Annotated in this window: 21 protein-coding genes; 15 read left to right on the forward strand and 6 right to left on the reverse strand. The window is 59.6% G+C overall.

Annotated features, from left to right (window positions below):
- Window positions 1–50 precede the first annotated feature (50 nt).
- The 4 genes from ACYZUM_RS22835 to ACYZUM_RS22850 all read right to left on the reverse strand — a co-directional run bounded on the left by ACYZUM_RS22835 (window position 51) and on the right by ACYZUM_RS22850 (window position 4,412).
- Window positions 51–335 (reverse strand): YceK/YidQ family lipoprotein, encoded by a 285-nt coding sequence (locus ACYZUM_RS22835; RefSeq protein ID WP_090325509.1) that lies wholly within the window; start codon window positions 333–335, stop codon window positions 51–53.
- Window positions 328–975 (reverse strand): flavin prenyltransferase UbiX, encoded by a 648-nt coding sequence (ubiX, locus tag ACYZUM_RS22840; RefSeq protein ID WP_007968137.1) that lies wholly within the window; start codon window positions 973–975, stop codon window positions 328–330. The genes ACYZUM_RS22835 and ubiX overlap by 8 nt, the downstream gene beginning before the upstream one ends.
- Window positions 972–2,321, reverse strand: a complete 1,350-nt coding sequence (gene mpl, locus ACYZUM_RS22845) for a UDP-N-acetylmuramate:L-alanyl-gamma-D-glutamyl-meso-diaminopimelate ligase (protein WP_047296827.1) — start codon at window positions 2,319–2,321, stop codon at window positions 972–974. Before mpl ends, ubiX begins: the two co-directional genes overlap by 4 nt.
- Before the next feature lie 177 nt (window positions 2,322–2,498).
- The gene (locus tag ACYZUM_RS22850; protein WP_108183915.1) at window positions 2,499–4,412 is read right to left on the reverse strand and encodes a sigma-54-dependent Fis family transcriptional regulator; all 1,914 of its coding nucleotides are present in this window, start codon (window positions 4,410–4,412) and stop codon (window positions 2,499–2,501) included.
- 462 nt (window positions 4,413–4,874) lie between these two features.
- Here ACYZUM_RS22850 and exaC point away from each other — a divergent pair, with 462 nt between their 5' ends.
- The 15 genes from exaC to ACYZUM_RS22925 all read left to right on the forward strand — a co-directional run bounded on the left by exaC (window position 4,875) and on the right by ACYZUM_RS22925 (window position 19,486).
- Complete coding sequence (gene exaC / locus ACYZUM_RS22855) at window positions 4,875–6,395, forward strand: acetaldehyde dehydrogenase ExaC (protein WP_047296830.1); 1,521 nt, start codon at window positions 4,875–4,877, stop codon at window positions 6,393–6,395.
- A gap of 302 nt (window positions 6,396–6,697) precedes the next feature.
- Entirely contained in the window at window positions 6,698–8,068 is a 1,371-nt protein-coding gene (gene eat / locus ACYZUM_RS22860) for an ethanolamine permease (RefSeq protein ID WP_142579879.1), read from the forward strand.
- A gap of 163 nt (window positions 8,069–8,231) precedes the next feature.
- The gene (locus tag ACYZUM_RS22865; RefSeq protein ID WP_095668214.1) at window positions 8,232–9,626 is read left to right on the forward strand and encodes an ethanolamine ammonia-lyase subunit EutB; all 1,395 of its coding nucleotides are present in this window, start codon (window positions 8,232–8,234) and stop codon (window positions 9,624–9,626) included.
- Between the two features lie 5 nt (window positions 9,627–9,631).
- Window positions 9,632–10,456, forward strand: a complete 825-nt coding sequence (gene eutC, locus ACYZUM_RS22870; protein ID WP_142579878.1) for an ethanolamine ammonia-lyase subunit EutC — start codon at window positions 9,632–9,634, stop codon at window positions 10,454–10,456.
- A 114-nt stretch (window positions 10,457–10,570) separates the two neighbouring features.
- On the forward strand, window positions 10,571–11,032 hold the full coding sequence (locus tag ACYZUM_RS22875) for a GNAT family N-acetyltransferase (RefSeq protein ID WP_007958617.1): 462 nt from the start codon (window positions 10,571–10,573) through the stop codon (window positions 11,030–11,032).
- Window positions 11,033–11,307: 275 nt separating this feature from the next.
- The gene (locus ACYZUM_RS22880) at window positions 11,308–11,958 is read left to right on the forward strand and encodes a DedA family protein (RefSeq protein WP_473061187.1); all 651 of its coding nucleotides are present in this window, start codon (window positions 11,308–11,310) and stop codon (window positions 11,956–11,958) included.
- Window positions 11,959–11,962: 4 nt separating this feature from the next.
- Window positions 11,963–12,775, forward strand: a complete 813-nt coding sequence (locus tag ACYZUM_RS22885) for a M90 family metallopeptidase (RefSeq protein WP_108183917.1) — start codon at window positions 11,963–11,965, stop codon at window positions 12,773–12,775.
- A 112-nt stretch (window positions 12,776–12,887) separates the two neighbouring features.
- Entirely contained in the window at window positions 12,888–13,415 is a 528-nt protein-coding gene (ppa, locus tag ACYZUM_RS22890) for an inorganic diphosphatase (protein ID WP_008052339.1), read from the forward strand.
- Between the two features lie 219 nt (window positions 13,416–13,634).
- The gene (locus ACYZUM_RS22895) at window positions 13,635–14,381 is read left to right on the forward strand and encodes a S24 family peptidase (RefSeq protein WP_108183918.1); all 747 of its coding nucleotides are present in this window, start codon (window positions 13,635–13,637) and stop codon (window positions 14,379–14,381) included.
- Between the two features lie 510 nt (window positions 14,382–14,891).
- A complete protein-coding gene (locus ACYZUM_RS22900) occupies window positions 14,892–15,812 on the forward strand; it encodes a restriction endonuclease (RefSeq protein ID WP_108183919.1) in 921 nt (306 codons plus the stop codon).
- Window positions 15,813–15,997: 185 nt separating this feature from the next.
- Window positions 15,998–16,579, forward strand: coding sequence for a DarT ssDNA thymidine ADP-ribosyltransferase family protein (locus ACYZUM_RS22905; protein ID WP_098965796.1), 582 nt, complete (start codon window positions 15,998–16,000; stop codon window positions 16,577–16,579).
- A complete protein-coding gene (gene darT / locus ACYZUM_RS22910) occupies window positions 16,576–17,220 on the forward strand; it encodes a type II toxin-antitoxin system toxin DNA ADP-ribosyl transferase DarT (RefSeq protein WP_108183920.1) in 645 nt (214 codons plus the stop codon). The genes ACYZUM_RS22905 and darT overlap by 4 nt, the downstream gene beginning before the upstream one ends.
- A complete protein-coding gene (darG, locus tag ACYZUM_RS22915) occupies window positions 17,217–18,302 on the forward strand; it encodes a type II toxin-antitoxin system antitoxin DNA ADP-ribosyl glycohydrolase DarG (RefSeq protein WP_108183921.1) in 1,086 nt (361 codons plus the stop codon). The genes darT and darG overlap by 4 nt, the downstream gene beginning before the upstream one ends.
- Before the next feature lie 173 nt (window positions 18,303–18,475).
- Window positions 18,476–19,036 carry a hypothetical protein gene (locus tag ACYZUM_RS22920; protein ID WP_108183922.1) on the forward strand — a complete coding sequence of 187 codons (561 nt, stop codon included), beginning with the start codon at window positions 18,476–18,478 and terminating at the stop codon, window positions 19,034–19,036.
- 15 nt (window positions 19,037–19,051) lie between these two features.
- Complete coding sequence (locus ACYZUM_RS22925) at window positions 19,052–19,486, forward strand: hypothetical protein (protein ID WP_108183923.1); 435 nt, start codon at window positions 19,052–19,054, stop codon at window positions 19,484–19,486.
- A gap of 23 nt (window positions 19,487–19,509) precedes the next feature.
- On the opposite strand, the gene ACYZUM_RS22930 is transcribed toward ACYZUM_RS22925, so the two are convergent.
- Window positions 19,510–20,322 (reverse strand): YfaP family protein, encoded by an 813-nt coding sequence (locus ACYZUM_RS22930; protein WP_108183924.1) that lies wholly within the window; start codon window positions 20,320–20,322, stop codon window positions 19,510–19,512.
- A 3-nt stretch (window positions 20,323–20,325) separates the two neighbouring features.
- A complete protein-coding gene (locus ACYZUM_RS22935; protein WP_108183925.1) occupies window positions 20,326–21,945 on the reverse strand; it encodes a DUF2300 domain-containing protein in 1,620 nt (539 codons plus the stop codon).

Raw genomic sequence — 21,945 nt, forward strand, 5'->3', positions numbered from 1 at the left:
GTGCAAATGTGGGAGCGAGCCTGCTCGCGAATGGAGTGCGCAGCACTCCCCTACAACCCACCAGTCGCCTGAAAGCTCACGCCAATCACGGTCAGCAAAGACAACGGCAACAGCAACGTATCGAGCAACGCACTCGCCGGCAGGTCCACCCCCGGATAGCTCGGCGCCTCGGCCCCGAAGCGATCCATCGCACAGCACCCGCCATTCATCGCATACAAATCCAGGCGCGTCCCGGAATACACCACTGGCGCGCCCGGTTTGGCTGCATCCAGCGTACGCGCGGTGGCGCAGCCGGCCAGTTGCAGCGCCAGCACAATCGTCAGCAGCTTATTCATCGCTGCTCAGATGATGCTCGCCCCAACGCGGCAGCATGTCCTGAGGAATGCCCAACAGATTGAGAATCCGCGCGACAACGAAATCGATCAGGTCGTCGATGGTCTGCGGCTGATGATAGAAGCCTGGCGACGCTGGCAGGATGGTCACGCCCATGTTCGACAGCTTGAGCATGTGTTCCAGATGAATGCTCGAATACGGCGCCTCGCGCGGCACCAGAATCAACTGGCGACGCTCCTTCAAGGTGACGTCCGCTGCGCGTTCGATCAGATTGTTGCAGGCACCGGTGGCAATCGCCGACAGGGTACCGGTGGAACACGGCACCACAACCATCGCCGCTGGCGCGCCGGAGCCCGAGGCCACCGGCGACATCCAGTCTTCCTTGCCGTACACGCGGATCTGCCCGGCGGCCGCCCCGGTGTATTCGGTAAGGAACGCCTGCATCATCTGCGGCTTGGGCGGCAGCGTGACATCGGTCTCGGTGGCCATCACCAGCTGCGCAGCCTTGGAGATCAGGAAGTGCACTTCACGATCTTCGCGCACCAGGCAATCGAGCAGGCGCAAACCGTACTGCGCGCCGGACGCGCCGGTCATCGCCAGCGTGATGCGCTCCGGACCGCCGCTCTGGGCGAACGTGTTCATTGCAGTGCCTCGGCGAGCTTGCCGTGCAGGCCGCCGAAGCCGCCGTTGCTCATGATCACCACGTGGGTGCCGGGTTGCGCCTGGCTCTTCACGCGTTCGATGATGCCTTCGAGCGAATCGCTGACAATCGACGGCACGCTGCACAGCGCCGCGGTGGCTGCCAGATCCCAACCGAGGTTGGCCGGGGCATACCAGATCACCTGATCGGCATCGACCACGCTGTCCGGCAGACCGTCACGGTGCGCGCCGAGCTTCATCGAGTTGGAGCGCGGTTCGATGATCGCGATCAGCGGTGCGTCGCCGATGCGCTTGCGCAAACCATCGAGGGTGGTGGCGATGGCCGTCGGGTGGTGGGCGAAGTCGTCGTAGATGGTGATGCCGCGCACTTCGGCGACCTTCTCCATTCGGCGTTTGACGTTCTTGAACGCGCTCAAGCCGGCGATGCCCATCGCAGGCACCACACCGACATGCCGCGCCGCTGCAAGAGCAGCCAAGGCGTTGGCCACGTTGTGCTGACCGGTCAATTCCCATTCAACGGTGCCTTGGGACTCACCTTCGAACAGCACTTCGAACGCCGAGCCATCGTCCTTGAGCAACTTGACCTGCCACTGACCGCCGGCACCGGTGGTTTGCACTGGAGTCCAGCAGCCCATTTCGATCACGCGCTGCAAGGCCGGTTCGGTGGTAGGGTGAATCACCAGACCTTCACTCGGAATAGTGCGCACCAAGTGGTGGAACTGCCGCTCGATGGCCGGCAGATCGGGGAAGATGTCGGCGTGATCGAACTCAAGGTTGTTAAGGATCGCAGTGCGCGGACGGTAGTGGACAAACTTCGAACGCTTGTCGAAGAAGGCGCTGTCGTACTCGTCAGCCTCGATCACGAAGAACGGCGTACCGCCTAGACGGGCCGACACCGAAAAATTCTGCGGCACGCCGCCAATCAGGAACCCCGGGCTCATGCCGGCGTGTTCCAGCACCCAGGCGAGCATGCTGCTGGTGGTGGTCTTGCCGTGCGTACCGGCGACCGCCAGCACCCAGCGCCCTTGCAGCACGTGATCGGCCAGCCATTGCGGGCCGGAGACGTACGGCAGGCCTTTGTTCAGCACATATTCCACCGCCGGGTTGCCGCGGGACATGGCGTTGCCGATCACCACCAGATCCGGCGCCGGATCGAGCTGGGCCGGGTCGTAGCCCTGGGTCAGTTGAATGCCCTGGGCCTCAAGCTGCGTGCTCATCGGCGGATAGACGTTGGCGTCGGAGCCGGTCACGTGATGGCCCAACTCTTTGGCCAGAACCGCCATCGAGCCCATGAAAGTCCCGCAGATACCCAGAATATGAATGTGCATAGTCGACCTCGTAAAACATGGCCGCAGGTTAGCGCAGGGAGGGGGAAATCGCACTCTTTAGCTGATCACCATCACTCCACCTGTAGGAGCTGACGAGTGCAACGAGGCTGCGATCTTTTGATCCTGTAAAGAACAAGATCAAAAGATCGCAGCCTTCGGCAGCTCCTGCGGGGGGATTTATGCGGTTCGGGCGATACCGTGTTTACGCAGCTTTCTGTAGAGGGTATTGCGGCTGACCCCGAGCTGCTGCGCGGTCTGGGTCATGTGCCAGCGCGTTTGCTCCAGCGCATCGAGCAACGCCAGACGTTCAGCGTCCTCCAGCGGATGCTCAGACTCAACCGACTTCAGCTCCAGCGGCGGCCGTACCTGCCGAATCATCGCCGGCAAATCGTCCAGCCCGATCCGCCCTTCATCGCACAACGCCGCCAGCGTGCGCAGAACATTGCGCAACTGCCGCACGTTGCCCGGCCAGTTGAACGCCAGCAACGCCTGACGGGCCGCCTCGTCAATCACGATTGTCTCGCCGCCGGCCTCCTCGGCCAGCAGGAAATCCAGCAACTGCGATTTATCACTGCGTTCGCGCAGCGCCGGCAGCGCAACTTCGAGGCCATTGAGCCGGTAATACAGATCTTCACGAAAACTGCCGTCTTCGACCCGCTCCAGCAAATTACGGTGGGTGGCGCTGATGATCCGCACGTTGACCGCTTCCGGCTCGCCGCCAATCGGCACCACCTGCCGGTCTTCCAGCACCCGCAACAACCGGGTTTGCAGCGCCAACGGCATGTCACCTATCTCATCGAGAAACAGCGTGCCGCCATCGGCCTGCTGCAGCTTGCCGCGCATGCCATCCTTGCGTGCGCCGGTGAAACTGCCGCCGCGATAACCGAACAGTTCGCTCTCGATCAGGCTTTCCGGGATCGCCGCGCAATTGAGGGCGACGAAGGCTTTGTTGGCGCGCTGGCTGGCGTGATGCACAGCCTTGGCGAAGGCTTCTTTGCCGGAGCCGGTTTCGCCATTGATGAGCAGCGGCACGTCGCGCTCGAACACCCGCAGCGCCTTGCGAAAATCCGCTTGCAGCGCGGCGTCACCGAGGCAGATGCCCGCCAGTGGCTGAGCTTTGGCCACGACCGGGGCCGGCATGATCTTCTCCGGTTTACGCGACTCGCCACGCAGCAAGGCAAACAGATGCCGCCCATCGCGGGTGCGCAGCGGCCAACTGGCGCTGGCATTGGCGCTGGCACGACCGAGCAGTTCATCCAGCGAGCAATCGAAAAACGCTTCCACCGGCTTGCCGAGCAAACCACCGCGAATATGCCCCAACAGGTTCAGCGCACTCTGGTTGACCGCGCTGATCCGCCCTTCGCCGTCAAACGCCAGCAGCCCTTCGCTGAACAAACCGACGGATTCGGCCTGAAGATGGAAACGCAGCAGCCACTGGTTATCGAAGCAGCGCAGGAAATAGCAGCTCTCGATCATCTTCGCCGACAGATTGACCAGCGCCATGGTGTGGAACTGGCTCTGGCGCGAAACGTCGTGGCGCGCCGAGGAGACGTCGAGCACCGCCAGCAATTCGCCGTGCGGGTCGAACACCGGGCTCGCCGAGCAGGTCAGGCCGGTGTGGCGACCGCGAAAGTGTTCGTCCTGGTGGATGGTCAGCGCCTGGCGCTCGACCAGGCAAGTGCCGATGCCGTTGGTGCCTTCGCAGGCTTCGCTCCAGTCGGCGCCGAGCCACAGGCCGGCACGTTCGAATATCTTGCGCTCGGCGGGTGCGGTGACGCAGTTGAGGATCACTCCTCGCGCATCGGTCAACAGCACCGCATGACCGGCGCCGGACAGTTGTTGATGCAGGCTGCTCATTTCGTTGCCGGCAATCTGCAACACCTGTTGCAGACGCTCGCGGCTTTCAAGCACGCGCCCGTGTTCGAGCACCGTAGGCGCCATGGTCAGGGCCGGATCGAGGTGGTAGTCCTCAAGACAGCGCAGCCACGAGCGGGCAATCGACGGATCGGCACCCGGCCCGTGCAGGTGCGGCTTGCCCTGACTGACGGTGAGAACCTGCTGGGCATGGCGACTCAAATGGTTGTCGTGCATTTCTTATTATTCTCCCCGAGATCAGTGCCGCCTCTTTATTGGCTGGCACATACCTTGTGGTGAGGGGATTTATCCCCGATCGGCTGCGCAGCAGTCGTAAATCCGGCATACGCGGTGAATCTGAGTCGCCACAATTTTTTTTGGGGCTGCTTCGCAACCCATCGGGGATAAATCCCCTCACCACAAGGGTGCATCTGGGCGATTGGCAGTCAGCATCCTCCAGCCATCGACGCATTGCAATGCTGGCAAGACCAGCCGGTCACAGGCTGTGCCAAAAGCGGTACAAACTGTCACCCCCTCTGTACCGAAACCAGCACAGGCTCCGTCCGCCCGTCCGACACAAACCACGCAAGGCCTTGATTTGCCTGCCCGGCGCGGCAATGGCCCGACCTTTGCTCTACGCTTATAGCAAGCGCACTTGCGCGTTTCTCTAATAAGTACAAAGCCAAGGAGAACAACATCATGCGTTACGCTCACCCCGGTACTGAAGGCGCCAAAGTCTCGTTCAAGAGCAAGTACGGTAACTACATCGGCGGCGAGTTCGTCGCGCCTGTCAAAGGTCAGTACTTCACCAATACCTCGCCAGTGAATGGCCAGCCGATTGCCGAATTCCCCCGCTCCACTGCCGAAGACATCGACAAGGCACTGGACGCCGCCCACGCTGCTGCCGATGCGTGGGGCGCGACCTCGGTGCAGGCGCGCTCGCTGATCCTGCTGAAAATCGCCGACCGCATCGAGCAGAACCTCGAAACCCTGGCGATCACCGAAACCTGGGACAACGGCAAAGCCATCCGCGAAACCCTCAACGCCGACATCCCGCTGGCGGCCGACCACTTCCGCTACTTCGCCGGGTGCCTGCGCGCTCAGGAAGGCAGCGCGGCCGAAATCGACGGCAACACCGTGGCCTATCACATCCACGAACCGCTGGGCGTGGTCGGCCAGATCATCCCGTGGAACTTCCCGCTGCTGATGGCCGCGTGGAAACTCGCTCCGGCACTGGCCGCCGGCAACTGCGTGGTACTCAAGCCTGCCGAGCAAACCCCGCTGGGCATCTGCGTGCTGATGGAGTTGATCGGTGATCTGCTGCCACCGGGCGTGCTCAACGTGGTGCAAGGCTTCGGCAAAGAAGCCGGCGAAGCACTGGCCACCAGCAAACGCATCGCCAAGATCGCCTTCACCGGCTCGACCCCGGTCGGCTCGCACATCATGAAATGCGCCGCCGAGAACATCATTCCTTCCACCGTGGAACTGGGCGGCAAGTCGCCGAACATCTTCTTCGAAGACATCATGCAGGCCGAGCCGAGCTTCATCGAGAAGGCTGCCGAAGGTCTGGTGCTGGCGTTCTTCAACCAGGGCGAAGTCTGCACCTGCCCGTCCCGTGCCCTGGTGCAGGAATCGATCTATGACGAATTCATGCAAGCGGTGATGAAGAAAGTCAGCCAGATCAAACGCGGCGACCCGCTGGACACCGACACCATGGTTGGCGCTCAGGCGTCCGAACAGCAATTCGACAAGATCCTCTCGTATCTGGAAATCGCCAAGGGCGAAGGCGCCGAGCTGCTGACCGGCGGCCAGGTGGAAAAACTCGAGGGCAATCTGGCGACCGGCTATTACATCCAGCCAACCTTGCTCAAGGGCACCAACAAAATGCGCGTGTTCCAGGAAGAAATCTTCGGCCCGGTGGTGAGCATCACCACATTCAAGGACGAAGCCGAAGCCCTGGCGATCGCCAACGACACCGAGTTCGGCCTCGGCGCCGGCCTGTGGACCCGCGACATCAACCGCGCCTATCGCATGGGCCGCGCGATCAAGGCCGGTCGCGTGTGGACCAACTGCTACCACCTGTACCCGGCGCACGCCGCGTTCGGCGGGTACAAGAAGTCTGGCGTCGGCCGTGAAACCCACAAGATGATGCTCGATCACTATCAGCAGACCAAAAACCTGCTGGTGAGCTACGACATCAATCCGTTGGGCTTCTTCTAAAACCCGGGGCAACACAGATGTTTCTGTGTTGCCCTCCCAATAGCTATCGCTGGCAAGCCAGCTCCCACAGGGATCTTTGCAGATCTCGATAACGGGCACACCACAGATACCTGTGGGAGCTGGCTTGCCAGCGATGGCGTCCTAAATGACACGACAAAAGGCCTGGCCGCTCTGGCACGGCCCTTGCGTACCCGTCATTCAGGTTTTGCAAAAAAACTGCCGCTGCGTGAACAGCTTCCATCCACCGCAACCGCTGCACCCGAAAGTCCAACAGATCGAACAATAAAAAACAGAGAGGACTTATGACTTCCACCACACAGCTCAAACCCACACTCGGCACCCTGCACCTCTGGGGCATTGCCGTCGGCCTGGTGATTTCCGGCGAATACTTCGGCTGGAGTTACGGCTGGGGCACGGCCGGCACCCTCGGATTTCTGGTCACGGCGCTGATGGTCGCGACCATGTACACCTGCTTTATCTTCAGCTTTACCGAACTGACCACCGCGATTCCCCACGCAGGCGGGCCGTTTGCCTACAGCCGCCGAGCGTTTGGCGAAAAAGGCGGACTGATCGCCGGCATCGCCACGCTGATCGAATTCGTCTTTGCCCCACCGGCGATTGCCATGGCCATCGGCGCCTACCTCAACGTGCAATATCCGGGACTCGACCCGAAAATCGCGGCGGTCGGCGCGTATTTCGTGTTCATGACCCTGAACATCCTCGGTGTCAGCATTGCCGCCACCTTTGAACTGGTGGTCACGGTGCTGGCGGTCGCTGAATTGCTGGTGTTCATGGGCGTGGTTGCGCCGGGCTTCAGCTTCAGTAACTTCGTGCTCAACGGCTGGTCGGGCGCCAACGAGTTCACACTGGGTTCGATCCCCGGGATCTTCGCAGCGATCCCGTTCGCCATCTGGTTCTTCCTCGCCATCGAAGGCGCGGCCATGGCCGCCGAAGAAGCCAAGGATCCGAAACGCACGATTCCCAGGGCTTATGTCAGCGGCATTCTGACTCTGGTATTCCTCGCCATCGGCGTGATGGTGATGGCCGGCGGTGTCGGCGACTGGCGCCAGCTGTCGAACATCAACGATCCACTGCCGCAGGCAATGAAAGCGGTAGTCGGCAACAACTCCTCGTGGATGCACATGCTGGTGTGGATCGGCCTGTTCGGCCTGGTGGCGAGTTTCCACGGGATCATCCTCGGCTACTCGCGACAGTTCTTTGCCCTCGCCCGCGCCGCTTACCTGCCGAAAAGCCTGGCCAAGCTGTCGCGCTTTCAGACCCCGCATCGGGCGATTCTGGCTGGCGGCGTGATCGGCATCGCGGCGATCTACAGCGACGGACTGGTCAACCTGCAAGGCATGACCCTGACCGCCGCGATGATCACCATGTCGGTGTTCGGCGCAATCGTGATGTACATCATCAGCATGCTCAGCCTGTTCAAACTGCGCAAAACCGAACCGAACCTGGAACGCACCTTCCGCGCCCCGGGCTACCCGGTGGTGCCGGCGATTGCGTTGTTTCTGGCGGTGGTGTGCCTGGTGGCGATGGCGTGGTTCAACACGCTGATCGGCTGCGTGTTCCTCGGCTTCATGGCCGCTGGCTACCTGTACTTCCAGCTGACCGCCAAACAACGCGCCGACGCCCCGGCAGACGCTATGCTCGAAGGTATCTGACTGCCATATAAAAGTGCACAGCGCCCATCCAGGCACTGTGCCGGAACCCTGTAAGAGCTGCCGGAGGCTGCGATCTTTTGATCTTGTTTTTAGAAAATCAAAGTCAAAAGATCGCAGCCTCCGGCAGCTCCTACAGGGGGTGTATCAATTACAGGAGGACAGCATGGCCGCATTTGCCCATTCCGTCGGCGCCCAGACCTATCGCTTCGACAGCCTCAAGGACGTCATGGCCAAAGCCAGCCCGGCGCGCTCGGGAGACTTCCTGGCTGGCGTTGCCGCGCTCAACGACGGTGAACGCGTGGCCGCGCAGATGGCGCTGGCCGACATCCCGCTCACGCATTTTCTGCAGGAAGCGTTGATTCCCTACGAAGCCGATGAAGTCACCCGACTGATCATCGACACCCACGACAAACAAGCATTCGCCGTGGTCAGCCACCTCACCGTCGGTGGTTTCCGTGACTGGCTGCTCAGCGATGCGGCGGACGAAACCAGCCTGCGCAAGCTCGCCCCCGGCCTGACCCCGGAAATGGTCGCCGCCGTGTCGAAAATCATGCGCGTGCAGGATCTGGTGCTGGTGGCGCAGAAGATCCGCGTGGTCACAAAATTTCGCGGCACCCTCGGCCTGCGCGGGCGCCTGTCGACCCGCCTGCAACCGAACCATCCGACCGACGAGCCGTCTGGCATCGCCGCGAGCATTCTCGACGGCCTGCTTTATGGCAACGGCGACGCGATGATCGGCATCAACCCGGCCACCGACAGCATCGCCTCGATCTGCGCGATGCTGGAGATGCTCGACGCGATCATCCAGCGCTACGACATCCCGACTCAGGCCTGTGTGCTGACCCACGTCACCACCTCGATCGAAGCGATCAATCGTGGTGTGCCGCTGGATCTGGTGTTCCAGTCGATCGCCGGCACCGAAGCGGCCAACGCCAGTTTCGGCATCAACCTCAATGTATTGCAGGAAGGCTATGACGCCGGGCTGAGCCTCAAACGCGGCACCCTCGGACAGAACCTGATGTATTTCGAGACCGGTCAGGGCAGCGCACTATCGGCCAACGCCCACCACGGTGTCGACCAGCAGACCTGCGAAACCCGGGCCTACGCCGTCGCGCGGCACTTCAAGCCGTTTCTGGTGAACACCGTGGTCGGCTTTATCGGCCCGGAATATCTGTACAACGGCAAGCAGATCATCCGCGCCGGCCTCGAAGATCATTTCTGCGGCAAGTTGCTCGGCGTGCCGATGGGTTGCGACATCTGCTACACCAACCACGCCGAAGCCGATCAGGATGATATGGACACCTTGCTGACGTTGCTCGGTGTCGCCGGGATCAACTTCATCATGGGCATTCCCGGTTCCGACGACATCATGCTCAACTACCAGACCACCTCGTTCCACGACGCGCTCTACGCCCGTCAGACTTTGGGCCTGAAACCGGCGCCGGAGTTCGAGCAATGGCTGGCGAACATGGGTATTTTCACCCAGGCGGACGGCAAGGTTCGCTTTGGCAACAACCTGCCGCCGGCCTTCCGCCAGGCGCTGGCGCAACTGGGATGAGTATGATGGAAAAACCGCCTGTGGACCCGCAAAACCCGTGGCTGGAGCTGCGTCGCCTGACCCCGGCGCGCATCGCTCTGGGCCGCACCGGTACCAGCCTGCCAACCCGTGCCCAGCTGGATTTCCAGTTCGCCCACGCTCAGGCGCGAGATGCGGTGCATCTGCCGTTCGATCATGCCGGGCTCAGCGCGCAACTGCGCGAACGCGGGCGCGACAGTTTGTTGCTGCACAGCGCGGCGACCGATCGCAACAGCTACCTGCAACGTCCGGATCTGGGGCGCAAGCTCAGCGACACCTCGGCTCAGGCCCTGCGTGAGCACGCGCAGGCCAATCCCGGCGGGGTCGACGTGGCGATTGTGGTGGCGGACGGTTTGTCGGCGCTGGCGGTGCATCGCCATACCTTGCCGTTTCTGACCCGTCTGGAGGAGCTGATGAGTACCGACGGCTGGTCACTTGCCCCCGTGGTGCTAGTGGAACAGGGTCGAGTGGCCATCGGTGACGAGATCGGTCAGTTGCTGGGCGCAAAAATGGTCGTGATGCTGATCGGCGAGCGTCCGGGCCTCAGCTCGCCCGACAGCCTCGGTGTGTATTTCACCTACAATCCAAAAGTCGGGCTGACCGATGCTTATCGCAATTGCATCTCCAACGTGCGGCTTGAGGGCTTGAGCTATGGCATGGCGGCGCATCGCTTGTTGTATCTGATGCGCGAAGCCTGTCGGCGGCAGCTGTCGGGGGTCAATCTGAAGGACGAGGCGCAAGTGCAGACGCTGGAGTCGGACACCGGTGCGGACATGAAGGGAAACTTCCTGCTTGATCCACCCGCAACCTGAACCGTTTCCGCATTGCGTTTCTGCGCTGCTTTAAGGCAGGATCGAAGCACGGCCGCAGGGTTTCCCATCGCCGTCAGAGCAGTTGAAGACAGCCACTTGAAGACGAGACCTATCATGCGGATTATTCAAGCGACCCTCGAACACCTGGATTTGCTGACCCCGTTGTTCGTCAAATATCGCGAGTTCTACGGTTCCCTGCCTTACCCGGATTCCTCCCGCGCGTTTCTCGAAAAACGCCTGCGACGCAAGGAATCGGTGATTTATCTGGCCCTGGCCGATGATGACGACAAGAAGTTGATGGGTTTCTGCCAGCTGTATCCGAGCTTTTCCTCGCTGTCGCTCAAGCGCGTGTGGATTCTCAACGATATCTACGTCGCCGAAGACGCCCGCCGCCAACTGGTGGCCGACAACCTGATCCGCACCGCGAAGAAAATGGCCAAGGAAACCCAGGCCGTGCGCATGCGCGTGTCCACCAGTGCGGACAATGAGGTGGCGCAGAAGACCTACGAATCCATTGGCTTCAAGGAAGACACCGAGTTCAAGAACTACGTGTTGCCGATCAGCGACGAGCTCTGAAATCAAAAGATCGCAGCCTTCGGCAGCTCCTACAGGGATAACGCATTCCAAAGGTAGGAGCTGCCGAAGGCTGCGATCTTTTTAGCCCCTCCCGTCATTCCTGACAATTCATCACACCCCGACATCCCTCGCTACAAAACCAACGCGCTTTTCACCTCTCAGACCGTATAATCCCGAGCTTTCCGGCTTGTAAGAAAAACTACACCCCGCTGTAGGCTTACACCCGAATCATCCGCACAGGCCTGCCGAGTCGGGCCGTCACCACAGGTGCCCCCATGGATTTCAACCCGCTTGACCTTATCCTGCATCTCGATGTGTACCTCGATTTGCTGGTCACCAACTACGGGCCGTGGATCTACGCGATTCTGTTCGCTGTCATCTTCTGTGAAACCGGTCTGGTGGTGATGCCGTTCCTGCCGGGTGATTCGCTGTTGTTCATCGCCGGTGCGGTGGCGGCGGGCGGTGGCATGGATCCGGTCCTGTTGGGCGGTCTGTTGATGCTCGCGGCGATCCTCGGCGACAGCACCAACTATGTGATCGGACGAACGGCGGGCGAAAAACTCTTCAGCAACCCGAATTCGAAAATCTTCCGTCGCGATTACCTGCAAAAAACCCACGATTTCTACGACAGGCACGGCGGCAAAACCGTTACCCTGGCGCGCTTCCTGCCGATCATCCGCTCGTTTGCACCGTTCGTCGCCGGCGTCGGGAAAATGCCTTATCCGCGTTTCTTCGCGTTCAGCGTGTTCGGCACCGTGCTGTGGGTCGGCGGTCTGGTGACCCTGGGTTATTTCTTCGGCAACGTACCGTTCATCAAAAAGAACCTGTCGCTGCTGGTGGTCGCCATCATCCTGCTGTCGCTGGTACCGATGATCATCGGTGTGGTGCGCAGCCGTTTCGGCGGCGCCAAAGTCGAAACCCACTGATCCGATGTGGTCACTGAGCGCCTGGCGTCGCCGGCGCATTCTGGCCAGGCACCCGATTGCCGACGACCTGTGGCAACGGGTGCGCCATCACCTGAGTTTTCTCGACGGCATCAGCGCCGCCGAAGACCAGTGGCTGCGTGAAGCCTGCGTGCTGTTCCTCGAAGAAAAACACCTGACCGCTCTGCCCGGCGTCGAACTGCATCAGGAACAACGCCTGCTGCTCGCCGCCCAGGCCCAGTTGCCGCTGCTCAATCTCGGCGACTTGAACTGGTATCAGGGTTTCCACGAAATCGTCCTTTATCCCGATGACTTTCTCAGCCCGCAACGGCATCGCGATGCCAGCGGTGTCGAGCACGAGTGGGACGGTGAACACAGCGGCGAAGCCTGGCAACAGGGCCCGATCATCCTCGCCTGGCCGGGGGTGATGGCCAGTGGTGGCTGGGAAGGCTACAACCTGGTGATCCACGAACTGGCGCACAAACTCGACATGCTCAATGGCGACGCCAACGGTCTGCCACCGCTGCACGCCGACATGCGCGTCAGCGACTGGGCCGAGGTCATGCAACACGCCTACGATGACCTCAACCGCCAGCTCGACCGCAACCCCGACGCCGAAACCGCCATCGACCCGTACGCCGCCGAAAACCCGGCGGAGTTCTTCGCGGTCACCAGCGAATACTTTTTCAGCGCCCCGGATCTGCTGCACGCGGCTTATCCACAGGTCTACTTGCAACTGCAGCTTTTCTACCGGCAGGATCCGTTGGGCAGGCTGCGGCAACTTCAGGCCACAGACCCGGTCTATCAGGCGCACGCGTAAGCGCTGCACGACTTCTGGTACGTGGCGTCGGCGTAGGAATATGCCTATAATCGCCGCCACTTTTTGGTCAATCCGGCCAAGTGTTTTTGGTCAACTACGGGGGCAACGCCCAATGAGCTACAGCAAGATTCCGGCTGGCAAAGACCTGCCGAACGACATCTACGTCGCGATCGAGATCCCGGCCAACCACGCGCCGATCAAATACGAAATCGACAAAGACAGCGATTGCCTGTTCGTTGACCGTTTCATGGCCACCCCAATGTTCTACCCGGCCAACTACGGTTACATCCCGAACACCCTGGCTGACGACGGTGATCCCCTCGACGTACTGGTTGTGACCCCTTACCCGGTTGCTCCAGGCTCGGTGATCCGCGCGCGTCCAGTCGGCATCCTGAACATGACCGACGACGGCGGCGGCGATGCCAAAGTCATCGCAGTGCCACACGACAAGCTGTCCCAGCTGTACGTCGACGTGAAGGAATACACCGACCTGCCACCGCTGCTGATCCAGCAGATCGAGCACTTCTTCGCGAACTACAAAGATCTCGAAAAAGGCAAGTGGGTCAAGATCGAAGGCTGGGCTGGCGCTGACGCCGCTCGCGATGCGATCACCAAGTCGGTTGCTGCCTACAAGGGCTAAGCACCGTCTGCTGGACGCCTGAAGAAAACCCCGGTTGATCCGGGGTTTTTTGTGCCTGAGAAAAGGCGATTTAAACAGCATGTTTATTGCGGACTACAGAAAAGTTTCGAAGTGAGTGTTTTCCCACAAGCACGTCTTACATCCAGTCGCAAAATACAGCCTTTTTTTGAACACCCGGTTTATTCAAACCGCTCTGGCACGGCCGTAGACTCGGTGTTTATGAGAAAGAACACTAGCGGTCCAAGATTCAAGGCACTCCTGGAAGCAGCGAACATCACCACCACGGGATTCGCAAAGTTCTGGGGCACGGAAGCCCAAAACATTCATAACTGGTACACCCGGGGCGTCCCGGCGTATCGCATGGAGGAAGTCTCACGCCTGCTTTCGGTCAACAGCGAGTGGCTGAAGACCGGTGAAGGCAGCAAAGAGTCACCGCGCCTGCAAACGCCTGCCAGCAACGGCGACACCTTTGATGCCGAGGCCATCCGCGGCGTCTACACCGTCATCGACCCCAGGGACATCGAACTGCCGTTTTTCAAGGAAACGCCGATCACCAACGGTGCTGGCAAAACTCACGTCATCCTCGACCCCGAACAAACCATCCGCCTGCCCCGCGCCCACCTCGACCAACTGGAAATCCGCCACACCGACGCCATCTGCGCACACATGATCGGCAACAGCATGGCCGAGCGCATCGAAGATGGCTCCATCGTCGGCATCGACCGCGGCCTGACCCAAGTGGTCGACGGCGAAATCTACGCCATCGAACACGACGGCATGCTGCGCATCAAATACCTGCACCGCATGCCCGGCAACGCCCTGCGCTTGCGCAGCCACAACAGCGCCGAACACCCGGACGAAATCTTTCGCGCCGCGCAAATCGATGAGCAGCGAATCCATATCCTGGGCTGGGTATTCTGGTGGTCGACTTTGGGCAAACGCCGGCCGGTGGTGCCGTTTCTCTGATCGGATACGGACCTTCGACCCTGCACCAACCCCTGTGGGAGCGAGCCTGCTCGCGAAGAGGCCCCGAAAATCAGTACAAAATACGAATTTTGCCCCCCCGCAGTGGCTCTATTCCGCACTTGAGACTGGGAATCCCCGACAAAACTCAGTATCCTGCGCCCCACATTTGCGCATCGACCCGCTCCCGCGGCCCAGATGACGCCCGACGCGGCAGACCAACGTCTGACCAAGTCCCACAGCCGGACGCAGATCCGGGTGTACGTTTTGAAGGCTGACGCGGTTTACCAAAAATAAACCAAGCCAGTCCCCGAGAAGCCGGCCACAAGCCGGCTTTTTAATGCCTGCTAAAAAATGTCCTATTCAGCCTTTCGGCATATAAATGAGCCGAGACACAGCGACTTACGCTTTTACCGCACCAGCGCTAACTCGTGAAGGCATCCTCAGCGAGCGTTAATTTATACTCGCCCGCCAGTCAGTTCAAAAACACCCCATCAGCACAGGGATGCGCCCATGTCCGTTCCAACCTACGATCAGTTCATTGAGCCGATCCTGCGTTTTCTCGCCACAAAGCCCGAGGGCGCTATTGCTCGGGACGCACACGAAGCGGCAGCCAAAATGCTGCAACTAACAGAAGCTCAGCGTGAAGAGCTGATCGCGAGTGGTCAGGCCACCTACAAGAACCGATCAGGCTGGGCGCACGACCGTCTCAAGCGTGCCGGTCTTTCCAGCAGTGCCAAACGCGGCTACTGGAAATTGACCGATGCAGGCGTGCAGTACGCCAAGGAGCATGCATTTCCGCTGTCGGCCAAGGATGTGGAGCATTTAGCAATCGGCTACATGAATGTGAAGCTGAAAGTCGCGCCTGATGCCGAGCCACTGGATGACCAACCAAATGTCGAGCCAGATCTGGCCTCCGCTACCGAAAGCCCCGACGACCGACTGGAACGAGCGCTTAAGGAGTTGCGCGATGCCACGGCGGCCGACCTTTTGGACAACTTGCTACAGGTCAGCCCCAACCGCTTTGAAGTGATCGTGCTGGATGTACTTCATCGACTGGGTTACGGCGCCAGTCGCAATGATTTGCAACGTGTAGGCGGCTCCGGTGACGCCGGCATCGACGGCATTATCTCGCTCGATAAATTGGGGCTGGAGAAGGTTTACGTTCAGGCCAAGCGCTGGCAGAACACGGTTGGCCGGCCTGAACTGCAGGCGTTCTATGGAGCACTCGCCGGGCAAAAAGCAAAGCGCGGCGTTTTCATCACTACCTCTGGCTTTACGGCGAACGCTGTCGACTTCGCCAAATCGGTGGACGGTATTGTGTTGGTAGACGGCACGCGGCTTGTGCACCTGATGATGGATCATGAGGTGGGCGTGACATCCCGTTTGTTACGGTTGCCGACGCTGGATCGCGATTACTTTGATGAGGAATGAGTTCAGTGGTGAGTCAATTTGGCCCGGCTATTCGATTCCTATATTGGGCTTGCCGTGAAAAGTGATGGCACACTAGAATCACGACAACTGTTCTACCAACCCCCACGGATCGAGGGTTACATCAGCACGGGGCAAGGCCGGGACTGAATTCAGTTTAGGTTGATGTGCAGGTCAAGGAGACCACTATGTCGGACGTTAAAAGCATCAAGGATCAGAAGCTTCTCTACCATCTCACTTCAGTTGAAAACCTGGATGGGATTTTCAGGGATGGCTTGAAACCTCGCGCCGGCCTCTCGGGTTTCAAAGACGTCGCAGATGCTGAAATCCTGAAAAAGCGGCAGGCTCTGCAGCTCGACAACTACGTCCCCTTCCACTGGTTTGCGAAGAATCCATTTGACGGAAGCGTTCAGCGCAATAGGCCAGAGGCACAATTTGTGTTGATCTCGGTCTACAGATCAACAGCCAAGCAATACGGCTGGAAAGTCATTCCACGCCACCCGTTAGCGGGCGACTCAATACAGCTACTTGATTACGAACAGGGTTTCGAAGCCATCGAGTGGGATGTCATGAGCAGTCGCGATTACCTGGACCCTCATTGCAAAAGCATCTGCATGGCAGAGTGTCTCGCACCGGGGATTGTTAAACCTGATGCCTTCTTCAAAATCTTCACCCCCAGCGAAGAAGTTGATGCACTTTGCGTAGCTAAATTACAGGCAGCCGATGTTAATGTGCAGACCAGCGTGAACCAGAGAATGTTTTATCAATGATCTATACCAACCTGAATCCAGAGAAAGCTCTGATTTGGCGTATCGTCCATCGCGATAACCTGCCCTGGATTCTGGACAACGGTCTGCATTGTGCAAACTCGGAGGTACAGGCACCTCAGTACGTGAATATCGGCAACGTCGAATTGATCGACAAGCGACGTACCCGTCAGGTACCTATTGCGCCCGAAGGCGTTCTGGCCGACTACGTGCCCTTCTATTTCACACCTTTCTCGGTGATGATGCAGAACATTCACTCTGGGTGGAGTGTTCAGCAACGCAGTAACGATGAGATCGTGATTCTGGTCTCAAGCCTCTATCGCGTTGAAGAGCTCGGCCTACCATTTGTGTTCACAAACGCACATGCCTACCCGAGTTGGACAAACTACTACAGCGATCTGGCGAATCTCGACCAGATCGATTGGTCTATCCTTCAACGGCGCGACTTCAAGCGCGATCCTGACGACCCTCGCAAAATGGAGCGTTATCAGGCTGAGGCGCTGATCCACCATCACTTACCGATTACGGGACTACTGGGCATCATGTGCCACACCGATGCAATGAAAGTACGCATAGAAGCAGACGTCGCCGCCAGAGGCCTGACGTTGCCGGTTCATGCGCGCCCCACATGGTATTTCCAATGATCAGATTCACCCAAGGCAACCTGCTGGAAGCCAAAACCGAAGCCCTCGTCAACACGGTGAATACCGTTGGCGTGATGGGTAAGGGCATCGCGCTGATGTTCAAAGAGCGCTTTGCGCAGAATTACCGCGTGTATGCAGCGGCATGTAAGGCCGGGGAAGTAGAAACCGGCAAGATGCATGTGACGGCCACCAACGAACTCGATGGGCCGCGCTGGATTGTGAATTTCCCCACCAAGCGCCACTGGCGGTATCCGTCGCAAATGGCGTGGATAACCGAAGGCTTGCATGATCTGCGACGGTTTCTGCTTGAAAACGATGTGAAGTCCGTTGCTGTTCCTCCGCTGGGCGCGGGTAACGGTGGTTTGAAGTGGCCTGAAGTGCGCGAGCAGATTGTAGAAGTGCTGGGTGACCTGGATGTCGATGTATTAGTGTTCGAACCCTCCAATCAGTATCTGAATGTCGCTAAGCGCGATGGCGTTGAGCAACTCACTCCGGCGCGCGCACTGATTGCTGAACTGGTCCGGCGTTATTGGGTTCTGGGCATGGAGTGCAGCCTGCTCGAAATTCAGAAACTGGCTTGGTTTCTTGAACGTGCAATCGAGAAAATTCCAGGTGCGGAGAATCCGCTAAACCTCAAATTTGTCGCTCATAAATTCGGCCCGTATGCCAATCGATTGGAGCATCTGCTCAACAATCTGGATGGCAGCTATCTACATTGCGACAAGCGCATCAGTGATGCAGGAATCACCGATGTCATTTGGTTTGATCAAGATCGCAAAGCCTTTTTGCAAACCTACCTCAAGACTGAAGCCAAGGAATACTCCCAAGCGTTAGAGCGAACGGCTGAATTGATCGACGGTTTTGAGTCACCTTTCGGCATGGAGTTGCTGGCGACCGTTGATTGGTTGCTGATTCGGGAAAGGATTGCTCCAACCGTTCCTGCGGTACGTAAAGCACTGATGAACTGGGACGGTGGGTCCAGAGCTGCGGTGCGTAAAAACAAATTATTCGATGATCAGGCACTAGGAATTGCGATCACGCGTCTGACATCCAGCAGTTTCCGCCCGGAAATAGCGGCCTGACATCGTTATGAAATGGGGCAAGAAGCACTTGCCCCCTTACCAGGCCCTGACTGAAACGGGCATCGCAATAAGCCATTAGCACATCCGCCCTAATTGCCCCGCGCCCAACCTCACCACTAAATTTCCATTCTGTTTTTGTGCATTACAAAAGCGCCAAGGAATGGAGCAACACCATGTCGTCGTTTTTCAAACTCAATCAATCCGTTGTTCTGCTGACCGCACTCCTGACCGCTACCACTTCAGCCTTGGCGGACGAGCCGAAGCTTGTTGGTGACTGGTGGATCATTTACGGCAACGGTATTCCCCACAAGAACATCATGTATGTCGCCGACAGCACGTCAGTCATGCCGTCGAAGCAGACCAAAGGGGCCAAGTTGGTCGCCGTGACACTGGTGTATGAGGAACCCGGCAAACCGATGATCGATGCCTACAACCTCGAGGTTCAGTGTTCAACGAACAAGGTCCGAGTGCTCAATGGCCAGTCGGTTGATCGCATCGCCTACATGATGCGCAACCTCAAAGTTAATGACCAATGGCAGCAGCCGAAGGAGTTCTGGGTGCAGCGCACCAGCGAGTTCGTTTGCTCACCTGCCAAAAAGGACATGATCGCGCTGGGCAAGATGGAGTACCTGCAGATGATTCAGGGTATGCAGCAGATGTTCTTCAAACTGGCGCCGATTCAGGAGAAAGGCCAGATGATGGACAACCTCGACTCGATCCTGGGCAACAAGTAAGCGGCGGGAATCACGATGAACCCATGGACTAAAACGTTATTGGCGCTGCTGATAACGCCCGCGGTTTTACTGACCAATGGTTGCCACCTGATTGCGCAGTCGCGCTGGGAAGGACGCGATGTACAGGAAGCGCTGGACCTGTTCGGCAAACCCGACTCGATGAAAAAGCAGACCGGCGCCAATGGCGAGAACCTCGCGGTGCTCACCTGGTATAAATCGTCCAGTTGGACCACCACGGAAGCGGCCGGTACTTCAATGAATCACACCGGTAACGGCATGGTTTACACAGAGTATTACCAGACGGTCGGCCACAGTTCCGATTGCAAACTCGAAGCCACCGTCAATAAGGCGAAAAAGATCGTGCTGTTCAGGATCGAGGACGGAAAGATCATTCACGGCAAGTGCATCAACGTGCCGTTCGTGCCTGGTTACATTCCGCCTGGTTTCTAGTGCAACCCTGAGCAGGCTGCTGCTCAGGGATAGCTGAACGACTTCACCAGCGTCAGTTCACCCACCGCTCGCATCGGCACCACAAACGTCTCCATCTTCTCGCTCGGCGTCCCCTCTTCGGTAATCACCGTCACCTGCGCCGTGGTCAGCGGCTGCACCGCCTCTTCCCCGCCCTCATCATCCCCGCGATAACCACCACCGAAGTAGTTCACATACACCAGATACTGGCCCTTGATCGGCGCCGGCATGGCGAAGATTTCCGGGCCATAGCCGGTGGTGACGTCGACGTCGAGCGCGGCGCCGTTGGGTGCGACGCGGTCGCCGTACCAGATGTGCGCGCCGTCGGGGGTGATCAGGTGCAGGTCGAGGTCGGTACCGTCGCTGTCCCACGACAGCAACACGCGCAGTTTGGCCGGGGTGGCGCCGCCGCTGGCGTTGAGGAACTGCGTGCGGTGGCGTTGCTGGCCGTCGGGGCTGCGCACTTCGACGCTGTTGCTGCCGTTGGGGAAGGAAAACGGGCGGTCGAAGCGGCCGCTGTCGTCGATTTTCAGCGGCATGCTGACGCCGTTGACGATCAGTCGCCCAGGCTCCTTGCTCTTGGGGGTGGCTTTGATTTCGCCGCTGATGCGTGCGGTGTTGGCCTGGCCGACAGGGGTGTTGACCGACGAGGCCGGGTAGTTGACGGTCTGGCGGAAGTTCTCGCCTTCGCCCTCGGGCGCGCCGGTGCGCCAGCCGCCGACCGGGGTATCGAGTTTGACGCTGTCAGCGGCCATTGCCATCGGCCATGCATTGAACGCGCAGAGCAACAGCAAGACCTGTGGATAACGGAGTGTCATGGTCTATTCCAGCAAGAGGTGACGGGCGAGCCCTTCGATGTAGGTTTCATCCTGGCCGTTGGGATGTGCTTCAAAGGCCAGGTGCAGGTATTCGTGAGTCAGGTCGAGGCGATCCTGTAGCGTGAGCACGCCGCGCACATAAATGCGCTGGCGTTCGCGATCGACAAACGGGCGGCCGAACGCCAGTTTGCACACGGCGAAGGTGCTGACTTCGTTGTAGCCGGTTTCGCTTTCCAGCGTGGGACGCCAGCCGCGACGCTGCTTTTGCAGCCAGTCTTGCGCGGCGGGCAACGCTTCGCAGGAGGCCACCGGGTTGTCCCAACGGCTGAGGCTGGCGCGCGGATAGGCGTGCAGCAGAATCGCGTCGTAGCGCTGACCGGCATTGGCCTGCTCGACGGCCTGTTGCCAGGCCAGTCTGTCCGGGCCGGGCTGGTCGGAGTGATAGGTGACGGTGCTGCCGGCCAGCACCAGATCCGCTGTCCATGCGGCGATGTTGCGCGACTCGGCGGAGGCCGGACGCGGAGCGACGCGCTGACGGTTGCTGCTGTCGTCGATGCTCAGGCAATCGCCGTTGCGCGTGGCGTTTTGCAACAGATAGGTGCGGATCGCCACGGCCAGCGCTTTGGCGGCTTCGGCGGGTTCCGGTTTGGCTTCACGCTCAAGGACGCGGGCGACGTATTCTTCGCTATCAAGTCTGGCGACCAGTTTGTCGTTGAGCAGAAACAGTTCGCCGGCACTGTGGATATCCAGCGCATTGCCGTTGGCGAATTCGACACGGTAGTCGCCCTGCAAAGGCCCAGAGCCAGCGACGCGCTCACCCGACAGGACTCGCGAAAGCGGATAACGCGAGAACAGTCCGACCTCAACACAACGCCCTGCTTCCGCCGGCCAGGAAGCAGGCAACAGCGTCGCCAACGCCTGCCCGTAATGGCGCAAAACCATCTGACTGGTGCCACGCCCACCGGCCCAGATCGGCGAGCCGTCCGCCGTCCAACCGGCGAAACCACCCTGGCGCGATTGCGGATCCTGATCGCCGAGCCAGCTCCAGGTTTTCACCCGCAGGCGCCCGCCCAGCTCACCGACGACATTGCCGTCCGCCGCGTTCAGCACGACGTCGAGCAGCACGCGGCGCATCTGCTCCTGTGCCGGCAGCAACGACAACACTTTCAGCAAATCAGCCACGGAAACCCGGGTAGCCGGTTGCACGCCTGGCAAATCCAGCAACCACGCCGGCGCCTGCCGCGCCTGCCAATACGTGCGCCAATCGGCAGCTGCGATGCCCAACCGCGCAGGCTCGAAGTACAAGCCGCAGGATTTCACCAACGCCTGATCACGCTCGATCCTGCCGCCCGCCGAACAGCAATAAACCTCGTCCTTCGACTGCCCGCGACATTCATACGCCGGCTCGCGCGCACCGGTATCCACCAGCCACGCGTAGACGAACAATTTCCACAGGCTGCCCAGCGGCGTATCCAGCGTCGGCGGCAACGGCTCGCGAGCGATCAGTTGCGTCTGATTCAACGCCAGCAACTCACCCTTGTACGCCAGACGCAGCGGCTCATCCTGCGCCGTCGCCAGCGCAGGCATCACACACATCAGCAGCCACAGCAGCGGCCGGTTCAT

It is taken from the genome of Pseudomonas sp. m6p (genome assembly GCF_055760375.1).

What these genes read in the sequence shown, in the direction of transcription:
- ACYZUM_RS22850 (WP_108183915.1), bottom strand. Translation starts at nt 4,412, where the DNA reads ATGCACGACAACCATTTGAGTCGCCATGCCCAGCAGGTTCTCACCGTC.
- ACYZUM_RS22920 (WP_108183922.1), top strand. Translation starts at nt 18,476, where the DNA reads ATGTCGTCGTTTTTCAAACTCAATCAATCCGTTGTTCTGCTGACCGCA.
- ACYZUM_RS22935 (WP_108183925.1), bottom strand. Translation starts at nt 21,945, where the DNA reads ATGAACCGGCCGCTGCTGTGGCTGCTGATGTGTGTGATGCCTGCGCTG.
- ACYZUM_RS22885 (WP_108183917.1), top strand. Translation starts at nt 11,963, where the DNA reads ATGTGGTCACTGAGCGCCTGGCGTCGCCGGCGCATTCTGGCCAGGCAC.
- ubiX (WP_007968137.1), bottom strand. Translation starts at nt 975, where the DNA reads ATGAACACGTTCGCCCAGAGCGGCGGTCCGGAGCGCATCACGCTGGCG.
- ACYZUM_RS22880 (WP_473061187.1), top strand. Translation starts at nt 11,308, where the DNA reads ATGGATTTCAACCCGCTTGACCTTATCCTGCATCTCGATGTGTACCTC.
- ACYZUM_RS22930 (WP_108183924.1), bottom strand. Translation starts at nt 20,322, where the DNA reads ATGACACTCCGTTATCCACAGGTCTTGCTGTTGCTCTGCGCGTTCAAT.
- ACYZUM_RS22865 (WP_095668214.1), top strand. Translation starts at nt 8,232, where the DNA reads ATGGCCGCATTTGCCCATTCCGTCGGCGCCCAGACCTATCGCTTCGAC.
- mpl (WP_047296827.1), bottom strand. Translation starts at nt 2,321, where the DNA reads ATGCACATTCATATTCTGGGTATCTGCGGGACTTTCATGGGCTCGATG.
- eat (WP_142579879.1), top strand. Translation starts at nt 6,698, where the DNA reads ATGACTTCCACCACACAGCTCAAACCCACACTCGGCACCCTGCACCTC.
- ACYZUM_RS22900 (WP_108183919.1), top strand. Translation starts at nt 14,892, where the DNA reads ATGTCCGTTCCAACCTACGATCAGTTCATTGAGCCGATCCTGCGTTTT.
- ACYZUM_RS22905 (WP_098965796.1), top strand. Translation starts at nt 15,998, where the DNA reads ATGTCGGACGTTAAAAGCATCAAGGATCAGAAGCTTCTCTACCATCTC.
- ppa (WP_008052339.1), top strand. Translation starts at nt 12,888, where the DNA reads ATGAGCTACAGCAAGATTCCGGCTGGCAAAGACCTGCCGAACGACATC.
- exaC (WP_047296830.1), top strand. Translation starts at nt 4,875, where the DNA reads ATGCGTTACGCTCACCCCGGTACTGAAGGCGCCAAAGTCTCGTTCAAG.
- darT (WP_108183920.1), top strand. Translation starts at nt 16,576, where the DNA reads ATGATCTATACCAACCTGAATCCAGAGAAAGCTCTGATTTGGCGTATC.
- ACYZUM_RS22925 (WP_108183923.1), top strand. Translation starts at nt 19,052, where the DNA reads ATGAACCCATGGACTAAAACGTTATTGGCGCTGCTGATAACGCCCGCG.
- ACYZUM_RS22895 (WP_108183918.1), top strand. Translation starts at nt 13,635, where the DNA reads ATGAGAAAGAACACTAGCGGTCCAAGATTCAAGGCACTCCTGGAAGCA.
- darG (WP_108183921.1), top strand. Translation starts at nt 17,217, where the DNA reads ATGATCAGATTCACCCAAGGCAACCTGCTGGAAGCCAAAACCGAAGCC.
- eutC (WP_142579878.1), top strand. Translation starts at nt 9,632, where the DNA reads ATGGAAAAACCGCCTGTGGACCCGCAAAACCCGTGGCTGGAGCTGCGT.
- ACYZUM_RS22835 (WP_090325509.1), bottom strand. Translation starts at nt 335, where the DNA reads ATGAATAAGCTGCTGACGATTGTGCTGGCGCTGCAACTGGCCGGCTGC.
- ACYZUM_RS22875 (WP_007958617.1), top strand. Translation starts at nt 10,571, where the DNA reads ATGCGGATTATTCAAGCGACCCTCGAACACCTGGATTTGCTGACCCCG.